The 20,435-nt window shown below is 27.1% G+C and carries 25 protein-coding genes and 1 riboswitch; of the genes, 11 read left to right on the top strand and 14 right to left on the bottom strand.

The features are described 5' to 3' along the window. The first annotated feature begins 196 nt into the window (after nucleotides 1-196). Nucleotides 197-625: a hypothetical protein gene (locus tag ACTG48_RS09055; RefSeq protein WP_021384496.1), complete on the top strand. Its 429-nt coding sequence runs from the start codon at nucleotides 197-199 to the stop codon at nucleotides 623-625. 196 nt (nucleotides 626-821) lie between these two features. Here ACTG48_RS09055 and ACTG48_RS09050 read toward each other — a convergent pair whose 3' ends face one another. Beyond that, a complete protein-coding gene (locus ACTG48_RS09050) occupies nucleotides 822-2,273 on the bottom strand; it encodes an alanine/glycine:cation symporter family protein (RefSeq protein ID WP_021384479.1) in 1,452 nt (483 codons plus the stop codon). Between the two features lie 468 nt (nucleotides 2,274-2,741). Here ACTG48_RS09050 and ACTG48_RS09045 point away from each other — a divergent pair, with 468 nt between their 5' ends. Both ACTG48_RS09045 and ACTG48_RS09040 read left to right on the top strand, forming a co-directional pair. Then, nucleotides 2,742-4,007 (top strand): ArsB/NhaD family transporter, encoded by a 1,266-nt coding sequence (locus ACTG48_RS09045; RefSeq protein ID WP_021384458.1) that lies wholly within the window; start codon nucleotides 2,742-2,744, stop codon nucleotides 4,005-4,007. Nucleotides 4,008-4,045: 38 nt separating this feature from the next. Continuing rightward, nucleotides 4,046-4,501, top strand: a complete 456-nt coding sequence (locus ACTG48_RS09040) for a hypothetical protein (protein WP_021384474.1) — start codon at nucleotides 4,046-4,048, stop codon at nucleotides 4,499-4,501. 135 nt (nucleotides 4,502-4,636) lie between these two features. On the opposite strand, the gene ACTG48_RS09035 is transcribed toward ACTG48_RS09040, so the two are convergent. From ACTG48_RS09035 to ACTG48_RS08980, 12 genes are all read right to left on the bottom strand, one after another. Continuing rightward, nucleotides 4,637-5,008 (bottom strand): NifB/NifX family molybdenum-iron cluster-binding protein, encoded by a 372-nt coding sequence (locus ACTG48_RS09035; protein WP_021384449.1) that lies wholly within the window; start codon nucleotides 5,006-5,008, stop codon nucleotides 4,637-4,639. A 2-nt stretch (nucleotides 5,009-5,010) separates the two neighbouring features. Further along, nucleotides 5,011-5,379 carry an ArsR/SmtB family transcription factor gene (locus ACTG48_RS09030; protein ID WP_021384477.1) on the bottom strand — a complete coding sequence of 123 codons (369 nt, stop codon included), beginning with the start codon at nucleotides 5,377-5,379 and terminating at the stop codon, nucleotides 5,011-5,013. A gap of 273 nt (nucleotides 5,380-5,652) precedes the next feature. Beyond that, complete coding sequence (locus ACTG48_RS09025; RefSeq protein WP_021384469.1) at nucleotides 5,653-6,531, bottom strand: NAD(P)/FAD-dependent oxidoreductase; 879 nt, start codon at nucleotides 6,529-6,531, stop codon at nucleotides 5,653-5,655. Nucleotides 6,532-6,547: 16 nt separating this feature from the next. After that, nucleotides 6,548-6,865, bottom strand: coding sequence for a thioredoxin (gene trxA / locus ACTG48_RS09020; protein WP_021384467.1), 318 nt, complete (start codon nucleotides 6,863-6,865; stop codon nucleotides 6,548-6,550). A gap of 154 nt (nucleotides 6,866-7,019) precedes the next feature. Further along, on the bottom strand, nucleotides 7,020-8,252 hold the full coding sequence (locus ACTG48_RS09015) for a sensor histidine kinase (protein ID WP_021384453.1): 1,233 nt from the start codon (nucleotides 8,250-8,252) through the stop codon (nucleotides 7,020-7,022). Beyond that, nucleotides 8,242-8,913 (bottom strand): response regulator transcription factor, encoded by a 672-nt coding sequence (locus ACTG48_RS09010; RefSeq protein ID WP_479918643.1) that lies wholly within the window; start codon nucleotides 8,911-8,913, stop codon nucleotides 8,242-8,244. The genes ACTG48_RS09015 and ACTG48_RS09010 overlap by 11 nt, the downstream gene beginning before the upstream one ends. Nucleotides 8,914-8,928: 15 nt before the next feature. Further along, on the bottom strand, nucleotides 8,929-9,798 hold the full coding sequence (locus tag ACTG48_RS09005; protein ID WP_021384455.1) for a hypothetical protein: 870 nt from the start codon (nucleotides 9,796-9,798) through the stop codon (nucleotides 8,929-8,931). 25 nt (nucleotides 9,799-9,823) lie between these two features. After that, nucleotides 9,824-10,477: a DNA-binding protein gene (locus ACTG48_RS09000; RefSeq protein WP_479918642.1), complete on the bottom strand. Its 654-nt coding sequence runs from the start codon at nucleotides 10,475-10,477 to the stop codon at nucleotides 9,824-9,826. A gap of 13 nt (nucleotides 10,478-10,490) precedes the next feature. Further along, nucleotides 10,491-11,219 (bottom strand): DNA alkylation repair protein, encoded by a 729-nt coding sequence (locus tag ACTG48_RS08995; protein ID WP_479918641.1) that lies wholly within the window; start codon nucleotides 11,217-11,219, stop codon nucleotides 10,491-10,493. Between the two features lie 161 nt (nucleotides 11,220-11,380). Further along, on the bottom strand, nucleotides 11,381-12,070 hold the full coding sequence (locus ACTG48_RS08990) for a radical SAM protein (protein WP_479918640.1): 690 nt from the start codon (nucleotides 12,068-12,070) through the stop codon (nucleotides 11,381-11,383). A 6-nt stretch (nucleotides 12,071-12,076) separates the two neighbouring features. After that, nucleotides 12,077-12,640 carry a hypothetical protein gene (locus ACTG48_RS08985; RefSeq protein ID WP_021384441.1) on the bottom strand — a complete coding sequence of 188 codons (564 nt, stop codon included), beginning with the start codon at nucleotides 12,638-12,640 and terminating at the stop codon, nucleotides 12,077-12,079. Nucleotide 12,641: 1 nt separating this feature from the next. After that, nucleotides 12,642-13,610 (bottom strand): nucleoside hydrolase, encoded by a 969-nt coding sequence (locus tag ACTG48_RS08980; RefSeq protein WP_479918639.1) that lies wholly within the window; start codon nucleotides 13,608-13,610, stop codon nucleotides 12,642-12,644. Between the two features lie 101 nt (nucleotides 13,611-13,711). Continuing rightward, nucleotides 13,712-13,755, bottom strand: a riboswitch (PreQ1 riboswitch). A gap of 343 nt (nucleotides 13,756-14,098) precedes the next feature. Here ACTG48_RS08980 and ACTG48_RS08975 point away from each other — a divergent pair. The 7 genes from ACTG48_RS08975 to pcp all read left to right on the top strand — a co-directional run bounded on the left by ACTG48_RS08975 (nucleotide 14,099) and on the right by pcp (nucleotide 18,888). After that, on the top strand, nucleotides 14,099-14,719 hold the full coding sequence (locus tag ACTG48_RS08975; RefSeq protein ID WP_021384457.1) for a TetR/AcrR family transcriptional regulator: 621 nt from the start codon (nucleotides 14,099-14,101) through the stop codon (nucleotides 14,717-14,719). Beyond that, on the top strand, nucleotides 14,703-15,113 hold the full coding sequence (locus ACTG48_RS08970; protein ID WP_021384440.1) for an FMN-binding protein: 411 nt from the start codon (nucleotides 14,703-14,705) through the stop codon (nucleotides 15,111-15,113). The genes ACTG48_RS08975 and ACTG48_RS08970 overlap by 17 nt, the downstream gene beginning before the upstream one ends. Nucleotides 15,114-15,115: 2 nt before the next feature. Continuing rightward, complete coding sequence (locus ACTG48_RS08965; RefSeq protein ID WP_021384436.1) at nucleotides 15,116-15,592, top strand: flavodoxin domain-containing protein; 477 nt, start codon at nucleotides 15,116-15,118, stop codon at nucleotides 15,590-15,592. 204 nt (nucleotides 15,593-15,796) lie between these two features. After that, entirely contained in the window at nucleotides 15,797-16,393 is a 597-nt protein-coding gene (locus tag ACTG48_RS08960; protein ID WP_479918638.1) for an N-acetyltransferase family protein, read from the top strand. Between the two features lie 213 nt (nucleotides 16,394-16,606). Further along, complete coding sequence (locus ACTG48_RS08955; RefSeq protein ID WP_021384476.1) at nucleotides 16,607-17,272, top strand: DUF969 domain-containing protein; 666 nt, start codon at nucleotides 16,607-16,609, stop codon at nucleotides 17,270-17,272. Between the two features lie 21 nt (nucleotides 17,273-17,293). Continuing rightward, nucleotides 17,294-18,226: a DUF979 domain-containing protein gene (locus ACTG48_RS08950; RefSeq protein WP_021384437.1), complete on the top strand. Its 933-nt coding sequence runs from the start codon at nucleotides 17,294-17,296 to the stop codon at nucleotides 18,224-18,226. A 20-nt stretch (nucleotides 18,227-18,246) separates the two neighbouring features. Further along, entirely contained in the window at nucleotides 18,247-18,888 is a 642-nt protein-coding gene (gene pcp, locus ACTG48_RS08945) for a pyroglutamyl-peptidase I (RefSeq protein ID WP_021384434.1), read from the top strand. A 114-nt stretch (nucleotides 18,889-19,002) separates the two neighbouring features. On the opposite strand, the gene ACTG48_RS08940 is transcribed toward pcp, so the two are convergent. Then, on the bottom strand, nucleotides 19,003-19,335 hold the full coding sequence (locus tag ACTG48_RS08940; RefSeq protein ID WP_021384459.1) for a winged helix-turn-helix transcriptional regulator: 333 nt from the start codon (nucleotides 19,333-19,335) through the stop codon (nucleotides 19,003-19,005). 266 nt (nucleotides 19,336-19,601) lie between these two features. Between ACTG48_RS08940 and ACTG48_RS08935 the strand changes: the two genes are divergently transcribed. Further along, the gene (locus ACTG48_RS08935) at nucleotides 19,602-20,222 is read left to right on the top strand and encodes a flavodoxin family protein (RefSeq protein ID WP_021384478.1); all 621 of its coding nucleotides are present in this window, start codon (nucleotides 19,602-19,604) and stop codon (nucleotides 20,220-20,222) included. Nucleotides 20,223-20,435 lie beyond the last annotated feature (213 nt).

Genomic DNA, 20,435 nt, shown 5'->3' with positions numbered 1-20,435 from the left:
TCTAAATATAAAATATCACAAAGATATATATATTACTATTAAAGCTATTGTTTTTATTTATAACACATATTAATAGTATACTAATTATCTATTTTATTATTTTTTTAATTTACCATACAATATAATTAAGAGTAAGCAACAATAAAATACTATGATTTAATAAGTACTTATTAAATATTTATGAGGAGAATAAATTATGAAAACATATTCAATAGAAGATTTAACACTAGATAAACGTAACCTTATAAAAAAATATTCTCTTACTTTAAATGAGAATTTAATTTGGGAGTTTAAACATGATAAATACCATACTATAAAATACTTCACACACAAGTTTGCAGTTAAAGAATCTGTACTGGCACTTTTGTTCAACATACACAAATTGTGCTATGCTAAAATAAAATACTTTGAGTCAAATTTTTCAAAATATGAACCTTATAAATACAGTTATCAAGATGGATTTGTTAAATGTGAAATATATGATATGAGTTTTATGTTGCATAAATATAGTAATATAATGATAGATTTAAGAAATTTACAAGAAATCAAAACTATAGAAGAGTTTAGAATGTTTTGTAATTACTTAGAAAGCTTTGAAGATGGTTTACAAGATTTAATTATATAGTAATTTTAGAAAAAATAAATTTCAGGATAAACTTTATAATAAATAAACTATTTTTAAAAGAAACTTTTAATAACACCTGAGTTATATAATAAAAAAATATTACTGGAATTAAAAATTCCAGTAATATAAACTAATTAAATATTATATTCATATAAATTATATAAACTCTAAACTCTCAAAATAGTTTCACAATTTTTTATCCTAAATGTTCCTCTGGCAATTCACTATGCCACTCTGATACATTTTCTAATCCTTCTATTTCATCTGCAATAAATACAGGGTCTTTTATTCCAGATTTTTTTTGTCTTGTATAGTCTTTTAAAGCAATGAATGCATACTTTCCTAAAAGCGATATTGCGATTAAGTTTATTATAGCCATCAATGCCATAAATAAGTCTGCTAGGTTCCAAACTACATCTACTTGAGTAAGAGAACCAAATAAAACCATACCTACAACGAAAACTCTAAATATATTAAGTTTAGTCTTACTTCCACTCATAAATTCCATATTTGACTCACCATAATAATAATTACCTACTATAGAACTAAATGCAAATAAGAATATACAAACTGCTATAAATATGTTCCCTATTGGCCCTATATGATGAGTTAAAGCTTCCTGAGCCAACTCAATTCCAGTTGCTCCACTACTAGCGTAATCTGAATACAATAATACCATGAATGCTGTACAACTACATATGATTATAGTATCAGTAAAAACACCTAAAGATTGAATTAGACCTTGTTTTACGGGATGAGTTACATGTGCTGTTGCAGCAGCATTAGGAGCACTACCCATACCTGCTTCATTAGAGAATAAACCTCTCTTCACTCCAGTCATTACAACTCCCATAAATGTACCAATTGCCATTCCTTTAAAATCAAACGCACTTTCTACTATTAGTGTTATAATTCTTGGTATCTCTGTTATATTCATTCCAACTATAGCTAAAGCAACCAATATATATAATCCTGCAAATACAGGAACTATTATCTCAGAAACTTTTGCAACTCTATGTACTCCACCAAAAATAACTATTGCAGTTAAAATCCCAAGACCTATTCCCATAGCCATTTTACTTACTCCAAATGCATTATTAAATGCAAGTGAAACAGTATTTGCTTGAACTGCGTTGAATACAAAACCATAACATATAGTTATAAGTATTGAAAATAAAACACCCATCCATTTCTTATTTAGACCTTGCTCCATATAATATGCTGGTCCACCTCTAAAAGCTTGACCATTTTTAACTTTGTAAATCTGAGCTAATGTACTCTCGACAAAACTTGAAGCAGAACCAATTAATGCTATAAGCCACATCCAAAATACAGCACCAGGACCACCTGCTACTACGGCAATTGCTATTCCAGCTATATTTCCAGTCCCAACTCTTGAAGATGTACTTATGCAAAAGGCTTGGAATGAAGATATTTTTCCTTCCTTTTTTGCATTTTTATTTGCTGTACCATCACCCAGAAGTCTAAACATTTCTATAAAATATCTGAATTGTACAAAATTTGTTTTAATAGTAAAGTAAATACCAATTACAACCAACATTATAATTAAGATATACGACCATAAGTAATTGTTCACAAATACTACTGCATTATTAATGCCTGTTAAAATACCATTTAAAAAATCCATTATATTAATTACCCCCTATTTAATTTTGTTTTCTTAATAAATCTTAAAATCAAAAAAATGAATAATTCCTTGTTAAAAATTCATTAATTTAATTATAATATTTATAAAATCAAATTACAAGGTTTGAAATGAATAATTTTTTTAATATATTGCAGTTTTATATTCAAAATCAAGTTTTTTTTATTACTTTTATAATATAGATATATTTAATATTTTATAATTACTATTAGATACAATAAATTCTATTTTTAAAGGTATATTTTTTTGTTTGTCGTTTAATATTATTAGTAGTGAGATTATTTTAAAATTTATTTAAATAGCAAAAATTTTCTTTAAATTCTGTCACTTTTCCAAAAACTTTGTTAAATAATATACTTTTAGACATCCATTGAAAAAACAATAAAAAAGTAATACTATATATAGTACTAGCATTAGACACAAAATAATACAAATGGAGGTACTTATATTATGGAATTTCAACAAATAATAGCTATATGTATATTTTTAATAGTTATGGCAGCTATTATTACAGAAAAAGTAAACCGCTCTGTAGCAGCTGTCGGTGGTGCACTATTAATGATAATATTCAATATACTTACACTTGATGAGGGATTGAGCCATATAGATTTCAACACTATTGGTGTATTAGTTGGTATGATGCTGTTTGTCGCTGTCGTCAAAAATTCAGGACTATTTGAATACATAGCTATCTGGACTGCAAAGAAAGCTAAAGGTGACCCGTGGAAGATAATGATTTGTTTTGCTATTATAACAGCTATTTTATCTGCTGTATTAGATAATGTTACCACTGTCTTACTTATTGGTCCAATGACTATAGTTATTACACAAATATTGGGACTTAATCCAGTTCCATTTTTAATAACACAAATTTTAGCTTCCAATATAGGAGGAACATCTACTCTTATAGGAGACCCTCCAAATATTATGATTGGTAGTGCCGCTAATCTTAGTTTTATGGATTTTGTAATAAATCTAGGTCCTGCTGTTATAGTAATACTTGCTATAACTATAGTATGCTTCAAATTTATTTATGGCAAAGAACTTACTGTAGATGAAAAAGCTAAGAATGCGATATTAAAACTCGATGAAAAAAAATCTGTCAAAGATAAACCCTTACTTATAAAAAGTCTTATATTAATAGCATTTATACTTTTTGGTTTTATGTTTCACAGTACAATCCACATAGACTCTTCTGTCGTTGCACTAGCAGGAGCATCTATAATGCTTCTTATAGGAAAACAAGATGTAGATGAAATTATGGCAGGTATTGAATGGTCTACAATTTTATTCTTTATGGGATTATTTGTAGTAGTTGGTGGATTAGTAGAAGTTGGCATAATAAACAAATTAGCTCAAGCGTTGATTGGACTTACAGAAGGACATCTTGTATTTACAATGTTATTAATATTATGGTTGTCAGCAATAGTTTCTTCTTTCTTAGATAATATTCCATTTGTTGCAACATTAATTCCACTTATTTTGACTATGCAAGCTGAAGGTATTGATGTCATGCCATTATGGTGGGCGACTTCACTTGGAGCTTGTCTTGGAGGAAATGGTACACTAATAGGAGCATCTGCTAATGTTGTATTAGCAGGTATAGGTAATAAACATGGGCATCCTATATCTTTTAAAGAGTATTTCAAGATAGGTTTTCCACTTATGATTATATCTATTATTATATCTACTGTTTATTTAATTATAAAATTTTAAAAAATATAGTATAATAATACTAAAGGGGATGTGTATATATGAATATTAATACTGTTCAAGGAGATTCAATTGAAGTTCTTTTAAGGCAACTTGGAGCAACAAAAATATCAAAAGTAAGTAGTACATTGTATTTTATCAAGTTTGATTTAGGAGACAATTGGGAAATATCTTATACTTATAATATTAATGCTAAAGATCAATATTTTTTACAAAGAATTGAACCATATCCTATTGGTAGAGGTCTGTTTAATGATGAATATGAAATAGTATCATTTATATCAAAGGATTTAAACAAATTTTTAAATGCTAAGAATAGTAGTAACTTTAAAACCTTTGTTGAAGTTACTAGAAAAGTTAATTCTATCATTGATAATGTAGAGGAACTATTTTTAAACTACAATGTAGATGGTGATGATTTAAAAACACTCAATAAAGAACTTAATGACATACTAAATGATATTAACTATATAGAACAACATACAAAAAAAATCTAAGTTAGTATACCTATAAATTTTAGACTCTACTAAAAATCATAAAAGCTTAAATTTGAGTATTGAAAATACAAAACTTTATTTATTAAAAAAATAAAATAGCTGATGAAGCCTGTGGCTTCATCAGCTATTTTGTTTTTAATGATGTCCACATCCATCATGTGAACAAGTATGATTTGATGGAAATTCTACTAATTTTCCATTTTTAAGTAAATCTAAATTAGCACTTATAGTATCGGCTTCTGCTCTATAAACTTTGATTCCCATGCCATTTAATTTAACTATAGCACCTTGTCCTATTCCCCCAACTACTACTGCATCTACAGCTGTACCTGATAATGCTTTTAGTGGTTGACACTTTCCATGCTCATGGTCTAAATCTCCATTATCTAAAGATTTAACTTCTCCACTTTCTAAATCACACACAACAAAAATTGGAGCAGAACCAAAATGACCATATGGTTTACTATCCAATCCTTTATTCTCTTCTACTGGTATACATACTTTCATTACTATTTCTCCCTTCTCTTACAACATTTTTTAATGGACTTACATTCTTTACTGCATCCTAAATGTATTGTATTTACATCAAATACATCTATAAAGCTTTCACTAGAATTGCTTAACATAGATTTTATAAAATCTACACATATATTAAATGATTCTTTATTAATATGATATAAAACATAGTACCCTTCTTTATATCCTGTTATTATACCAACATCTTTTAATATTTTTATATGTTGCGAAACAGCAGAATCTGAAATTCCTAGATATTTAGAAATTCCTTTTTGACAGATATTTCTCTTAGATACTAATATAAGTATGTTAAGTCTAGTTTCATCACTCAATGCTTTAAATATTTTAACCAAGTTTTCCATAAGTACCTCTTTTTGATTAAGTAATTACTTAATTAAATTATAGTACTCTTAATTAGTTTTTTCAACCATTATTTTAAAATTTTGGAATATATTATAAATAATTTAAATATTTTCTATTACAACTTTGAAAATTTTTATACTGAAGATACTTAAAAATATATTTTAAAATAATTTAAATAAGAATCATTTATAAATAAAAAACTGTCTTAAAATAACAAAATTATTTTAAGACAGTTTTTATAAATATGTTTAAAAAGTTACTCAATATAAATATTAAATTCTCTTTAATTTATCTAAATAGTAAACAGCGTTTAAAGCTGCTATTTGACCTTGCCCAGCTGCTTTTATATAAGAATATGGTTTCCCAACACAATCTCCAGCAGCAAAGCATCCATCTATACTAGTATTCATATTATTGTCAACTTTAATATGGATACCATCAATTTCTATTCCAGGAATCAATGCACTTGGAGCTGTACTATCTTTTATAACAAATACTCCATCAACTTCAATGTGGTTTTCTTTAAAAGATATTTTGTTTACAAGTTTATCTCCATCTATCTGTACTGGTCTATCGTGTATAACTTCAATAGAGTCATCTAAGTTATCTGAGCCTCTCATAAGATTCTCTTTTTTGTACATAGGTATAAAATAAGTTTTTGAAGTTAATTCACTTAAAAAATTTGCTTCTTCTTTAGATTCTTCATTATATCCTATAACTGCCACCTTTTTATTTCTATAAAGTGGTGCATCACATGTAGCACAATACCCTACTCCTCTTCCTAGAAACTCTTCTTCACCTTTAATTGGTCTAGTGTATTCCACACCAGTGGCAAGAATTACAGTAGTAGCTTCATACATATCATTTCCAGACATTATTGCAAAGTATTCTCCCATAGCATAAATATTATTTATTCTTTTATTTTCAATTGAAATATCCATACTATCTATATGTGATTTAAACTTGTCTTTTAATTCATCTCCACTTATATCATAAAAACCTAAATAATTATCTATCGAAGGAGCTTTAACAAGCTTATTACTTAAATTATCACTACCAAACATGATAATTGTTTTATTTCTTATTTTCGCATTTATAGCAGCAGACAATCCGGCAGGACCACTGCCTATTATAGCTATATCATATCTCATAATATTCACCCATTTTTTATAAATATGATTTTACTTTCATTTCAATTTTGTTCTTTGGCATAAATCCAATTAGTGTTTCTACTGGTTCTCCATCTTTGAATATAATCATAGTTGGTACTGTAGATACACTAAATTGTTGAGCTATTTCTAAACTCTCATCTATATCAACTTTTACAAATCTAGCTTCATTTTTCATTTCTTCACCTAATTCTGCAAATACAGGCCCTAACATGTTACAAGGTCCACACCAAGTTGCAAAGAAATCCACTACAACTACTCCTTTACTACCTTCAACACTACTTCTAAATTCAGATGTATTTATAACTTTAGCCATTTTTAAATCCTCCTATAAACTTTAATTATCCCTATACAATTATACTATGAATTTCATAAATATAATTTTACTTTTATAGGGTCTTTTTATATTTTATTTTATACTAATTAGTATACCCATTCTTTATTTCTAAAAACAGGTTTTTATATTTTTATTATTTTAACTTTTGTGGTATTGATAATTCAAATGTAGTTCCAAAACCTATCTCTGAAGTTACATTTATGTCAATAGACAAATTTAAACTAATCATACGAGCTATTGAAAGACCTATTCCAGAGCCTTCCAAATTTTTATTTCTTACATTTTCACTTCTAAAAAATCTATCAAATATAAGAGGTATTTCTTCTTTTTTTATACCTATACCAGTATCACTTATAAGTAAAGTTACCTCATCTTCTATATCTTCCTTTAATTCTAAGACTATATCATCACCCTGTTTTGTGTATTTAAAAGCATTATCAATAAAAATTAATATAAGCTGTCTCAATTTAGTTTTATCTGTTATTATAATCTTATTCTTAAGTTTAGAATTAAATATAAATCTTTTTTCCTGAAACTCAGCAATATCAATATAATCTTCTGATATTTCCTCCAGTAATCTTTCCAAATCTACTTCCTCTAAGTTGACTTTAACAATGGAATCTTCTTTAGTAAGAGACAATAAATCAGTTATCATTTTTTTAAGTCTTCTAGTCTCTTTCATTGCCGTAGCTATTGTTTCAACTTCGTCATTTACTGTACTTTCTGGGGATTTTAACATACTTTCTAACTTTGATGAAACTATTGTTATTGGTGTTCTTAATTCATGGGAAGCATCTTGTATAAACTTAGCTTGGTTTCTCCACGCAGTTTCTATTGGAATTAAAGCTTTTCTAGTAAGATACACCGCAACAAAGTAAGTAATTATTACAGAAATCAGTATTCCAATTATAAGAACAGATGTAAGTTGCTTTAGAGAATTCATCTCAGAGTCGATATTTCTAATTATTTGTATTTGATATCTACCTACATCTACATTTAATTCTCTAAAGGTATATCCATTTTCTGTATATTTAAAAAATGAATTTTTCTTATCTAATCTTCTATCTGGAAGTAACTCATCAAAATATTCATTCTGAGTATAGTAACTTATTCTACCATCTTCATATACATAGACCATATCTTTTGGGTCTTTAAGTCTTATGGGATTCAAAAATGAAGTTCTTTTAAATTGAGAAACTATATATTCAAGCTCATCATTTATTTCACTATCAATTCCACTATATGTCAATCCTCTAAAATATGAGTATATAAATATAGAAAATATTATTAAAAAGCTACCTACTACAACAATATACATTTTTATTAGGTGATTTTTAGTACTAGTAAATACATTCTTATTTATCATCGAATATATATCCTACCTTACGTTTAGTTTTAATATATTTGTCATATCCATATTTACTGAGTTTTTTCCTTAGGTTACTTACATATACTTCAACTATTTCAATGGTTGCATCTGAATCAATTCCCCATATTCTATCATAAATCTGTTCTTTTAGTAAAATTGAACCCTTATTTAATACAAAATATTCAAGCAAGTTAAACTGTTTATTTTGTAACTTTATTTCTTCTTTTTCAATATACACTCTTTTTTCTAATGTATCCAAATATAAAGATTTAAATTCTATTCCATTTCTTTCTTTTATCTTTCCATTAGTTCTTAATATAGCATACACTCTTGCTACTAATTCTTCCATATAAAAAGGTTTTGTCAAATAATCATTAGCTCCTATGGTAAATGCTTCTACTTTGTCATCTAATGCTTCTTTGGCTGTCAATATAAGCACAGGTGTATCTATATTATTCACCCTCATCTTCTTTAAAATGTCAATTCCATTTATGTTAGGAAGCATTAAATCTAAAATAACTAAATCATATATATTTTGATTAACCAAGTATAAGGCTTCTTCTCCATCTTCACATTTTTCAGTTTCAAAATGCTTACTGAGTTCTTCTACTACACTTTCTAAAAGTACCTTATTATCTTCAACTATCAAAACCTTCATAAATATCCCCTACCTTTATTTGTCTATCTTAACTTTATGAGATTTTAAATCAATATCTACATTGGCTTTTTCTTTTATATCATCATATGTGTATCCTACTATTTCAACACTTTTTGCTTTTGTTGAGCACAATATATCTATATCTGTTTCTTCTGAAGCTTTTAAAATTTTATATGATGGTACACGATTTACCACTAAATATTCTCCATTTTCATTAACTTCTGCTGTCTTAAGGATAATATTTCCTAAATCTTTTGATGATGAATTTTTTACTTTTATTTGATATGTAATTCCCTCTTTTGATTCATTTACTTTTTTAAGTTCTGATGTAGATAATACCTCATACTGACTACTATTTTCTAGCTTAATATTATTTTTTCTTATATCAATAGTATTTTCTTTTAAATTAACATATACAATCTTACCCTCTGCTTCATACTCATATGCATAAACTTCTACACCCTTTGTAAAAGTTTTATGCCCACACTCTACATAAGCAACTTTACCAGGCATTAAAGTCATGTCTAGCACAGCCTTACTATCTGAGGAAATAATTTTTTTATTCTCATCATACTCATTATATATTAATTCAATATTTGATATATTAAATGTTGAATTATTTTCTATCTTTGTTGATGTGTCTACTTTATCTCCTTCATCTACATTTGTAATTTCTGATTTCCCTATATTCAATGCTTTTGCATTTTCCTTGTCTATTTTTACCTCATTCTTATCTTCAACTTGGATATCAGCTGAATCATCCTTGTCTTCAGCTTGAATATCAGCTGAGTCAGGTTGTTCATCTTTTTCACATGCTGTCAGTGTAAAAATAAATATTGTTAATGTAATCATTAAAAAAATTGATTTTTTTACTATTTTATTCATATTAAGCACCTCATATAGTAATATTTTATAGTAGATTTTTATATTTTTTCATAAATTCTTTCAATGCTTGTGTAAGTATTTGGTGTTTTTCAAAATTGGAATTACTACAAAGCCTTTCAAAATCATTCCATGTTTCTTTATCTATACGTATTCTTGTTGTTTTTAATTCATCTATGGATTCATTATCTATATGTACATCTTTTTTATTATATATTTTTTTTGGCTTTATATTATAATCTTTTACTTCTAGATACCAATCATATACTTCACAGAGCTTATCTAAGTCTTCTTGAGTTATATTTATTTTTCTATCTTTTTTAGGCTTAACATTTTTTTTTGATTTTGTATTTTTTAAATCTGTATCATTAAACTTAATTTGTTCAATGTCTTTACTTAAAACCTTTTCATTAGAAATCTTTTTTTTGGTGCTTACTTTTTTTCTATTACTTATATTTTTTTCTATTTTTTCTTCTTTTAAGTTTATCTTATCCAGATTTTCATTATAATTTAATTCGTCTTTTAATATGTATTTACCTTTTTCTGATTTATATCCTTTTTTATTTAAAAAAGTTCTTAAAGTACTTTGACTAATTTTTAGACTTTGAGCTATCTCTGTAAACTTAATTCCTTTACTTTGTAGTTCTAAAAATTTGTCAATTCTTTCCTCGTTGTTATTCATTAATACTCCTCCGTCAATATCTTCTTGTCTTTCTCTTCATACCTCTTATTATATTTTTCTTTTCTAAATCTACTCTATTGGATTCAATTATTTTTTGCAACGTTTTATTGTAAGTAAAATCATCTAAATTATTATTTTTTATATAGAAAAATGTTTCTTCTTCATATTTAATAAAACAAATTGATAGCAACCATGCCATACCCATTTTAACATAATATTCTTCACTTTGTATATTGTTACAGTATTCAAAGATTTCTTTAATATGTTTATCATCAACATAATATATTAAAAACATAACTAATGCAAATCTAATTTCCCATGGATTTTTTGAATAAACATATTTTTTAAGTATATCATACATGTTTTCTTTATATTTTTTCGTATATTTTAAACCACTACAGAATCCATCACAAACTGACCAATTATTAATTTTAGGTACAAACCTTTCTATATAGTATAGAGATTCTTCAAAGTTGTTATTTATATTGCCAATTACCATACCTTGCAATACAGTTTCTTCATAATATGTATCCTCTGCTATATCTAAAAATTCCTTCCAATTCCCTTTACTTATTTCTTTCGATAGTTCTCTTAAAATAGGAATCCTAATACCTATTATATTTTCTGTATTTGGTATGAGCTTTCTATTAAAGTCTCTATATTTTGTATCTTGTATAGATTTCATATATTCTAGGAGTTTCTTATAATCTAATTTATTCCATTTTTCCCTACTAAATATCATTTATTTACTCCTTAATTCCTTTTTTCTTATTGTAACATAAAAATCTATAAAAAAAAGCTTCCAACTATCAGAAGCTTTTCCAAAAACATACTAAATTTTCAAATTTAAAATTTAAACTAAACTAATACTTATTGCAATATAACATAGCTTTAAAAACTTTACTAATCTCCTACACCGAAATCTGTATTGTTATATAAAACCTCTATATTTGGATTTTTATCTAAATATTTATATTTATTAGTGAACCACTTAACCAATGCTTCATCTCTTTTAATGCTAGAAGAATTATTTATAAAAACATTCACAGTTGCTTTTTCAAAATCATTTAGTATAATTTCTATATCCCTATCTATCATCTCTTTTGTTTGCCCTTCAATCCCTACCATAATGCAAGGTGAATCAAAATAGTCTTTTACATCTTGTGGTGTCTTAAATTTTGCATTTTTATTTAAAACATTATTTCTAAAATCATTGTCAAAGGTCTCAACACCTATTTTAAATACTACAGGAATTTCAAAATAGTCTCTCATCTCTTTAATCCTATTTTTATAAGACCAATGACTTTCTAAAAATAATTTTTTTATTTTCTTCTCTTTTATAATACATTTTATTTTTTCTAAGGTATCTTTAGGTAATTCAAAACAACTACCAGAATTTATGACTTCAAGAACTCCATATTTTCCAGTTACATTTTTCAAAACCTCTATATTTAACCTATTCATTTCTTCTTCTAAATTAGAATTATCATCTATATAATCACAAAAAGAACATTTTCCCCAGATACAAGGAAATCCTTTAAGTAAAACAATTTCTCTTTGATTCTTATTTGTTATTTCACTATATCTATCCATTTTTTACTATCTTCCTCCAGTTAATGATACTTTTAAAGTCTTTGGAACTGCATTTAATCCTAAGTTCACTAAAATAACTGCTACAAATTTATCTGTATAGTCAGTGAATACTTGAGTTATAAATACACTAAGTACATCTCCTAGTCCTAATACTTTCAAAATTTGTACTATGTAGGAAGAGCCTGATGATGTCATGCCTCCAAATAGAAAAGCTGAAATTATTGAACTTATTATAGATGTTGGAATAGCAAATAACAACACTCCTAATGGAGTTTTTAATCCCTTTAAAAAATTCTTTTTAAATGCTATTCCAGCAAGTAAACCTGTTGATATTTGAACTGGTGCAAAGTAGAGAGAATACACATCAAAGGTGATTCCACTTATTAAACTTCCAAATACACCTGTAATAACAGCATATTTAGGACCTAAAAGCGAGGCTATCATTATAGTTCCTATTGAATCTAAGTATATAGGTAATCTTAACCCCATAGCTATAAAAGCTCCTATTATATTTATAGAGATGCCAAAAGCTATAAGTGTAATAGTTTTTACACAGATTTTTCTTTTCACACTATATCACTCCTTCCACAGAGTCTATAACGTCCTCATAACCTTTAAAAAGTCTCTTTAAAAACATATACATAAACTTCTTTTCATCAACTTCATTTAGAACAATTGCATTAGGATACTTTTTATAGAAATTAAAAGAATCTACTATAGATTGGCCCATAGCTATTCCATCTTCTACAACTTCTACATATGATTCAAACCCTTTACATATGCTTCTATCTATAAAGTATGCTACTGCTAGAGGGTCGTTTATCACACAACCAATTATTCCTTCTTGTTCCCAATGGAAATCAATATAAAATCTAGTTATTTCAGTTATATACTTTGCCATTTTTTCATCAAGTCTATTTATAAACTCAATAATATTGGGAGTAAGTACAATTTTTCTAGTTACATCTAAACCTACCATGTGAATTTTTTTAGATAAATTCTTGTAAACATAATCTGCTCCATGTGGGTCTACCCAATAGTTAAACTCAGCTACTGGAGAACAATTTCCATGAATTCTAAATGCTCCTCCCATAGATACAAACTCATCAAGATTTTCAAAGACTTTTTTATCTTTCATAAGTGCCTTAGCTATATTTGTAAGTGGTGCAAGTGCTATTATTGATACTTTTTCATGATTATGTAAAGTATTTATTATAAAATCTACTGCTCCATCTTTTACTTTAGCTTCTGCCACTCTTTGATAAAAGTTTTCTCCAATACCATCTTCTCCATGTGTATCTTGAGCTGTTACAAGTTTTCTTTTTAGTGGTGCTTCCTCTCCTTTATATACTGGTATATTTAGTGAAGAGCACATTTGAAGTGTTTTTAGTGCATTTTCTGCACCTATGTTTGCTGGAACATTTCCACAACATGTGGTAATTCCAAGTACTTCTAGCTCTGGTGAGTTTAAAGCCAGAAGGATGGCCAAAGAATCATCAATTCCTGGGTCACAATCAATTATTACTTTTCTCTTTTCCATACTTTTATCCTCCTTGATTTGTGGTCGAGGAGAACTACACATCTTTTTTCCACTTTCAAAAAGGTGTGTCTAAGGGTATTAATTATATACTGCCACTATATAATTCCTTAGTTTTTTATACTTGGAGTTCTCGAACAAGTACAGATGTTAAATTTATGATTTTAGACTATTTATTATACCCTATCAAAAAATTCCCATCTGATTTAATAACTACAAAAGGTCTTTTGTAGTATAAAAGAATTTATTATATTTTAATGTGTCTTATTAAAGTTTATTTACAATTATAAATCAGCTTTAACAAAATGTGGCACCTTTAAACCGATTATTATTATACAACAATAGTTGAAATATTACAATTAATAACTTCAATATTTCAGCTATAAAAATTTATTAAATTATATTATTAATAGTTTATTGACAATATTAAATATAAAGAATATAATTACATTGTAAATTAAATTAACACTGTTAAGTTATGAGGTGATTATATGAGTATTAAAGAAAGACGAAAAAATGAAAAAGCAGAAATGAAGAAAAAAATTATGGATGCTAGCATAGAAATTATCAATCAATATGGATATGAAAATTTATCAATAAGAAAAATTGCTTCAAAAATAGATTATTCTCCAACTACAATTTACCTTTACTATAAAGACAAGGCAGAGATTATCAGTGATATGACAAAAAAACTTTATAACACTATAGAAAGTAATGCTATTGACATTATACATAATTGCTCATCTCTCCCAATAGATAAACAAATCATAGAAATTATGACTAGTTTTATAAAAACTCTTTCTAGTGAACCAGAAATGTCAAAAGCTATAATGCATAGTAGAATGAACATTATATTCGCATCTGAAAATACAAATAGTGAACCTACTAATAATGGTATAAAAATACTCGATGAACTTCTTTCCCTTGGAATTAATCAAGGTGTATTCAAACAAAACGTAGATAAAACCTCATGGATGCTTATAAGTGCTTTATTAGGATTTGTTTTATGTATTGTTGAAAATCAATTGTATTCTTTAGATAATTTCACTCAAATTATAGAGAATTTCTTAGATATTTTAGTAGGAGGACTTTACAATGAAAAGCCACAATGAAACTAATAAGAAGAAAATTTTAAAAAGAGTTTTTAAAATATCTATAATACTATTTCTTATTTTTATATGCATTATTATTTTAATTGTAACTAACTTAAAACCAGAAAAATTAGTAGTAAAAAATATAAATCCAGCTAGTGTGAAAAATGGTACTTATATAGGAAATGCAGATAATAAATTGGTAAAAGCTACTGTATCTGTTAAAGTTAATAATGGCAAAATTGAAAATATTAAGATACTAGAACACGACACTCTTTTAGGTAAGCCTGCTGAAAAAATCATAAAGAGCGTAGTTGAGCAACAATCTTTAGAAGTGGACGCTATAACTTCTGCAACTTATAGCAGTGATACTATACGAAAGGCTATAGAAAATGCTTTACGAAAGGGAGAATAAATATGAATACTATTATTGTATATTCAAGTAAATATGGTTGCACAAAAGACTGTGCAAATATACTAAAAAATAAACTATCAGATAGTGTTACTATTGTTGATATTAATGATAATAATACTAAAATTGAATTATCAAAATTTGATACAATTATTATTGGAAGCTCTATATATGTTGGCTCAGTTTCAAAAAAGATTCGTGTATTGTGTAATGATAATATAGAATTATTAAATAAAAAACGAGTTGGTATATTTCTTTGTTGTGGTTTTTCTGAACAAGCAGATAAATATTTAAAATCAAACTTTCCATCATCTTTATTGGAAAATGCAAATGCAATTGGAATTTTTGGTAGTGAAGCTCGATTAGAAAAAATGAAATTTTTAGATAAACTTGTTATGAAATCTGTTGCAAAAGGTAATTACGACAGTTTTAAAATATCACAAGACAAAATAGATGATTTTGTAATAAATCTTAATAACTAAAATTATTTATTTCAAATCCCCTTACAGAATATAAATTTATCTCCAATATAGTATTGTAAATATATTCTGAAATTTATAAATATTGATAAAATAGCTATATAGCTATAAAATATTATATAATATATAAAATTTTCTTATATTTATTTAGATTTAGGTCTTATATAAGAAATTTCTACTACATTTACTATATTGGAGATGATATTTATGAAATATGTTGAAATCAGAATGGCTAATGAAACGGATGCAGAAGAAATATTAGAAATATATACTCCATATATTACTGATACAGCAATTACCTTTGAATATAGCATTCCAGGCATTGATGATTTTAAAAGTAGAATAAAAAGAATTTGCTCAAAATATCCTTACCTAGTCTGTTTAATTGATAAAAAAATTGTTGGATATGCTTACGCTCATGAACATAATGAAAGAACTGCTTATCAATGGAATGTTGAATTATCAATTTATGTTGATAAAAAATTTATCAGTCATAAGATAGGAATTGCTCTTTATAATTCAATCATAGATATATTGAAGTTGCAAAATATTCAAAATTTATATGTTAGTATTACATCACCAAATATAAAAAGTGAAAAACTTCATCAAAAATTTGGTTTCAAACTATGTGGAGTTTATCACAATACAGGATATAAATTTGATTGTTGGCATGATGTTATGTTGTTTGAAAAACACATAGGTAATCACTCTACAAATCCTAATTCTATAAAAACAATTAAACAAATCAATTCAAAGGAAATAGATACTATTTTGAATAAAAATATTAATATAATAACACTTTAAATTTGATGTAGTTAAATCTATAAATATGAACAAAAGAAAAAATAGGGAATATGTTTTAAAATATTTATTTTGATATTTTAAGGCATATTCCCTATTTTTTTCTTAAATTTTATAATAATAGTCTTATTAAAGCAAATACTATAAAAAGAGTTTATCTTTATTTGCTAAGTAAATTTAAATTAAAAATATAGAAAAATGGAAGGAGAATAATATATGATAAAATTGATTGGTATATTGATAGTCGTAATTGGTTTTATACTTAAAATGGATACGCTATTTACTGTATTATTAGCAGGTATAGCAACAGGGATTGTTGCAGGATTAGATTTTAATCAAATCTTTACAATCTTAGGAGACTCTTTTGTTTCAAATAGAGGTGTATCATTATTCATACTAACATTGCCAGTAATTGGTGTATTAGAAAGATATGGATTGAAACAAAGAGCTGTTTCTCTAATAGAAAAATTAAAGAAACTTACAACAGGAAAAGTGCTTACTATATACATGGTAGCTAGACAAATAGCTGGTGCTCTATCTATAAGAATGAGTGGACATCCTCAGTTCGTGAGACCACTTGTTAATCCTATGGCACAAGCTGCTGGTTTGAGTAAGAGTGATGAACTAAAAGAATCTGATGAAGAAGCTATAAAAGCATTGTCTGCTGCATCAGAAAACTATGGAAACTTTTATGGTCAAAATCTATTTGCAGGTAGTAGTGGAGTATTGCTTATAGCCTCTACGCTGACTCAATTCGGATACAATGTAACTGGGCTTAACATTGTAAAGGCCAATATTATCATGGCAGTAATAGCACTTGTAGTTGCTACAATTCAATTTACTTTATATGATAAAAAATTAAATAAGAGTCACAAGAGATAGATTTATTTAGGAGGAATAAAAATGCAAAATTTTATAAATATATCATTAGAAGTTTTTTACGCATTAATGGGGTTTTTAATGATTGTAATAGCATATAAGTCTTTTACTACAATAGATAACAATAAGAAATATGGTACATCATTATTTTGGATACTGATATCATTACCCTTCATATTTGGTAGACTGATTCCAGCTAATATAATCGGAATAATACTAATATTATCTAGCTTATTGACACTTTCCAAACAAGTTGTATTTGCAAAATATGAAGAACCAAATGAGAATTTTGGGAAAGAACAAGCAGATAAACTTAAAAACAAAATATTTATACCATCATTAATATTAGCATTTGCTGCAGTAGTTGTAGCTATGAGCCTTACTAATTTTGACAATTCTTCGCAGTTCGCAATAGGTGTGGGTTCAATAATTGCATTAATATCAGCTTTTATAATAACTAAAGCAAAACCTACTACCTCAGTTCAAGATGGCTCAAGATTACTTCAACAAATGGGACCTGCTAGTATGTTACCACAACTTTTGGTTGCATTAGGAGCTTTATTTACTCAAGCTGGAGTTGGTGAGGTTATATCAAATATGATATCCGGTGTAGTCCCTGCTGATAACAGATTATTTGGTGTTATAGCTTATGTATTAGGTATGGTTATATTTACTATGATAATGGGAAATGCATTTGCTGCGTTTTCAGTCATAACGGCAGGAATTGGAATTCCTTTCGTATTGTCTCAAGGTGGAAATCCTGCTATAATTGGAGCACTAGCATTAACAGCAGGATATTGTGGAACTTTACTTACTCCAATGGCTGCTAATTTTAATATAGTTCCAGCCGCTTTACTTGAATGTAAAAACGACTACATTGTTATAAAATACCAAGCACCAGTTGCTTTAGTATTAATTATAGCTCACATATTAGTAATGTATTTTTTAGGATTTTAATAGAATTAGGAGGTAAAATAATGAAAATTTTGTTAACAGGATTCGACCCATTTGGTGGAGAACCAATAAATCCAGCTCAAGAAGCAGTTGAAAGGGTCAATGATAATATAAATGGTGCAGAAATTATAAAAATAACTATACCAACAGTTATGACAAAATCTGTTGAAGCTATAGATAAAGCTATCCAACAGCACAATCCAGATATAGTAATATCAGTTGGACAAGCTGGAGGTAGATTTGATATTACACCTGAGAGGGTTGCTATAAATGTAGATGACTTTAGAATAAAAGATAATGAAGGTAACCAAGTAATAGATACTGTTATAAAAGAAGATGGTCAACCTGCATATTTTTCAAAATTACCTGTAAAAGCTATGGTAAAACATATGAATGAAAATAAAATTCCAGCAAGTGTTTCAAACACTGCAGGTACATTTGTTTGTAACCATGTAATGTATGGAATTCTTTACATGATAGACAAAAAATATCCTAATATAAAAGGTGGCTTTATACACATACCATACATGACTTCACAGATAATAGATAAAAAGAATACACCATTTATGTCTCTAGAGGAAATAGTGAAAGGTTTAGAATTAGCTGTGGAAGCTTGTACTATCTATAAAAATGATATAGAGGAAATTGGTGGTGAAATTTCATAATGACTCTTTGAGTATTTTTATAAATTTCAAATAGGAGTTATTCAAATAAAGACTGTGAGTAAATTTGTTTAGATATTTACTTACAGTCTTTTTATAATACATACAAATATAAAATTAAATTCTATTCTTCTCTCCCCACTCACACATTGCATCTAAAATTGGAATCAAAGATTTTCCTCTTTCTGATAGACTATATTCTACCTTAGGAGGTATTTGAGGATATTCAGTACGAATAATCAAGTTGTCTGCCTCCAATTCTTTCAATGATAAACTCAATGTTTTATAGGAAATTGTATTTATATAACGCTTTAATGCGTTATATCTGACAACCTTAAATTCTACAAGACAATAAAGAATTATCATTTTATATTTGCCGTTAATCAATGAAAGTGTATAACTAAATCCTGTTTCATTTAAATCTTTATTTGAGATACAATCCATACCCATATGTTACACTCTCCTTCTAGTTAGTATTGAACAAAAATGTGCGTACTTGTTTTTAAGACAATTTATAATAAAATTATAGTGTAAGAATAATTGAAAGTCAATTTGATAATAGGAGGTGTACTATATAGACAAAAAATTGCTATTTTAGGTGGATGTCTAAGATTACATGTTATTATACTAATCGTGATATTCATAGAAATCCCACTTTACAAAAATCTATCTATCTAAAAAATCTATTAAATAAAGTTTATTGGAGGAAATTTATAATGAAAGTTTTATTGATAAATGGTAGCCCAAACCAATATGGATGTACTTACACAGCATTAACTGAGATTACTAAAGTATTAAATACACACGATATTGAAACAGAAATACTGTATTTAGGTAAAAAAGCAATCCCAGGATGTATTGCTTGCTCATCTTGTTTTGAAACTGGAAAATGTATTTGTGATGATAAGGTTAATGAATTAGTTGAAGAACTTGATAATATTGATGGTATTATTATTGGTTCTCCTGTTTATTTTTCTAGTGCAAGTGGTCAATTAACTTCGTTTCTTGACCGTCTATTTTTCATAGCTGGAAGTCGCATGGCTACAAAATTAGGTGCTTCAATTGTATCCTGTAGACGTGGTGGTGCAACTGCAACATTTGACCAACTTAACAAATATTTTTCAATCAGCAATATGCCTATTGTATCATCACAGTATTGGAATCAGGTACATGGTTTTACACCAGAAGATGTTATTAAGGATGAAGAAGGCTTACAAACCATGCGAACTTTAGGCGAAAATATGGCATGGCTTCTTAAATGTATTTCAGCTGGTAAGAAATCTGGAATTAAAGAACCACAATATGAAGAGAAAGTTATGACTAATTTTATAGAATAGATAATGAAAATATAATGGAATTTATTAATAATGAAAGTACTAATCTATAAATAAAAATATATATTACAAAAAATAATAAAACAGAGTTATTAGATGTATATATCAAATCTCTGTTTTATTATTTTTTATTAAAAAGTTTCAAGTTCCAGTAATATTATACTTATATCCAATGTTATTTTTAAGCAGAAGTGTTTTACTACACACATTTTATAT

The organism is Clostridioides sp. LIBA-6822, assembly GCF_056688955.1.
The sequence above is the reverse complement of the archived record's forward strand: the minus strand, read 5'-3'. Positions and strand labels throughout refer to the sequence as shown.

Bases quoted from the DNA above. Each gene is read 5' to 3' on its own strand.
- ACTG48_RS09055 (WP_021384496.1), top strand. From the start codon at position 197: ATGAAAACATATTCAATAGAAGATTTAACACTAGATAAACGTAACCTT.
- ACTG48_RS09050 (WP_021384479.1), bottom strand. From the start codon at position 2,273: ATGGATTTTTTAAATGGTATTTTAACAGGCATTAATAATGCAGTAGTA.
- ACTG48_RS09045 (WP_021384458.1), top strand. From the start codon at position 2,742: ATGGAATTTCAACAAATAATAGCTATATGTATATTTTTAATAGTTATG.
- ACTG48_RS09040 (WP_021384474.1), top strand. From the start codon at position 4,046: ATGAATATTAATACTGTTCAAGGAGATTCAATTGAAGTTCTTTTAAGG.
- ACTG48_RS09035 (WP_021384449.1), bottom strand. From the start codon at position 5,008: ATGAAAGTATGTATACCAGTAGAAGAGAATAAAGGATTGGATAGTAAA.
- ACTG48_RS09030 (WP_021384477.1), bottom strand. From the start codon at position 5,379: ATGGAAAACTTGGTTAAAATATTTAAAGCATTGAGTGATGAAACTAGA.
- ACTG48_RS09025 (WP_021384469.1), bottom strand. From the start codon at position 6,531: ATGAGATATGATATAGCTATAATAGGCAGTGGTCCTGCCGGATTGTCT.
- trxA (WP_021384467.1), bottom strand. From the start codon at position 6,865: ATGGCTAAAGTTATAAATACATCTGAATTTAGAAGTAGTGTTGAAGGT.
- ACTG48_RS09015 (WP_021384453.1), bottom strand. From the start codon at position 8,252: ATGATAAATAAGAATGTATTTACTAGTACTAAAAATCACCTAATAAAA.
- ACTG48_RS09010 (WP_479918643.1), bottom strand. From the start codon at position 8,913: ATGAAGGTTTTGATAGTTGAAGATAATAAGGTACTTTTAGAAAGTGTA.
- ACTG48_RS09005 (WP_021384455.1), bottom strand. From the start codon at position 9,798: ATGAATAAAATAGTAAAAAAATCAATTTTTTTAATGATTACATTAACA.
- ACTG48_RS09000 (WP_479918642.1), bottom strand. From the start codon at position 10,477: ATGAATAACAACGAGGAAAGAATTGACAAATTTTTAGAACTACAAAGT.
- ACTG48_RS08995 (WP_479918641.1), bottom strand. From the start codon at position 11,219: ATGATATTTAGTAGGGAAAAATGGAATAAATTAGATTATAAGAAACTC.
- ACTG48_RS08990 (WP_479918640.1), bottom strand. From the start codon at position 12,070: ATGGATAGATATAGTGAAATAACAAATAAGAATCAAAGAGAAATTGTT.
- ACTG48_RS08980 (WP_479918639.1), bottom strand. From the start codon at position 13,610: ATGGAAAAGAGAAAAGTAATAATTGATTGTGACCCAGGAATTGATGAT.
- ACTG48_RS08975 (WP_021384457.1), top strand. From the start codon at position 14,099: ATGAGTATTAAAGAAAGACGAAAAAATGAAAAAGCAGAAATGAAGAAA.
- ACTG48_RS08970 (WP_021384440.1), top strand. From the start codon at position 14,703: ATGAAAAGCCACAATGAAACTAATAAGAAGAAAATTTTAAAAAGAGTT.
- ACTG48_RS08965 (WP_021384436.1), top strand. From the start codon at position 15,116: ATGAATACTATTATTGTATATTCAAGTAAATATGGTTGCACAAAAGAC.
- ACTG48_RS08960 (WP_479918638.1), top strand. From the start codon at position 15,797: ATGAAATATGTTGAAATCAGAATGGCTAATGAAACGGATGCAGAAGAA.
- ACTG48_RS08955 (WP_021384476.1), top strand. From the start codon at position 16,607: ATGATAAAATTGATTGGTATATTGATAGTCGTAATTGGTTTTATACTT.
- ACTG48_RS08950 (WP_021384437.1), top strand. From the start codon at position 17,294: ATGCAAAATTTTATAAATATATCATTAGAAGTTTTTTACGCATTAATG.
- pcp (WP_021384434.1), top strand. From the start codon at position 18,247: ATGAAAATTTTGTTAACAGGATTCGACCCATTTGGTGGAGAACCAATA.
- ACTG48_RS08940 (WP_021384459.1), bottom strand. From the start codon at position 19,335: ATGGGTATGGATTGTATCTCAAATAAAGATTTAAATGAAACAGGATTT.
- ACTG48_RS08935 (WP_021384478.1), top strand. From the start codon at position 19,602: ATGAAAGTTTTATTGATAAATGGTAGCCCAAACCAATATGGATGTACT.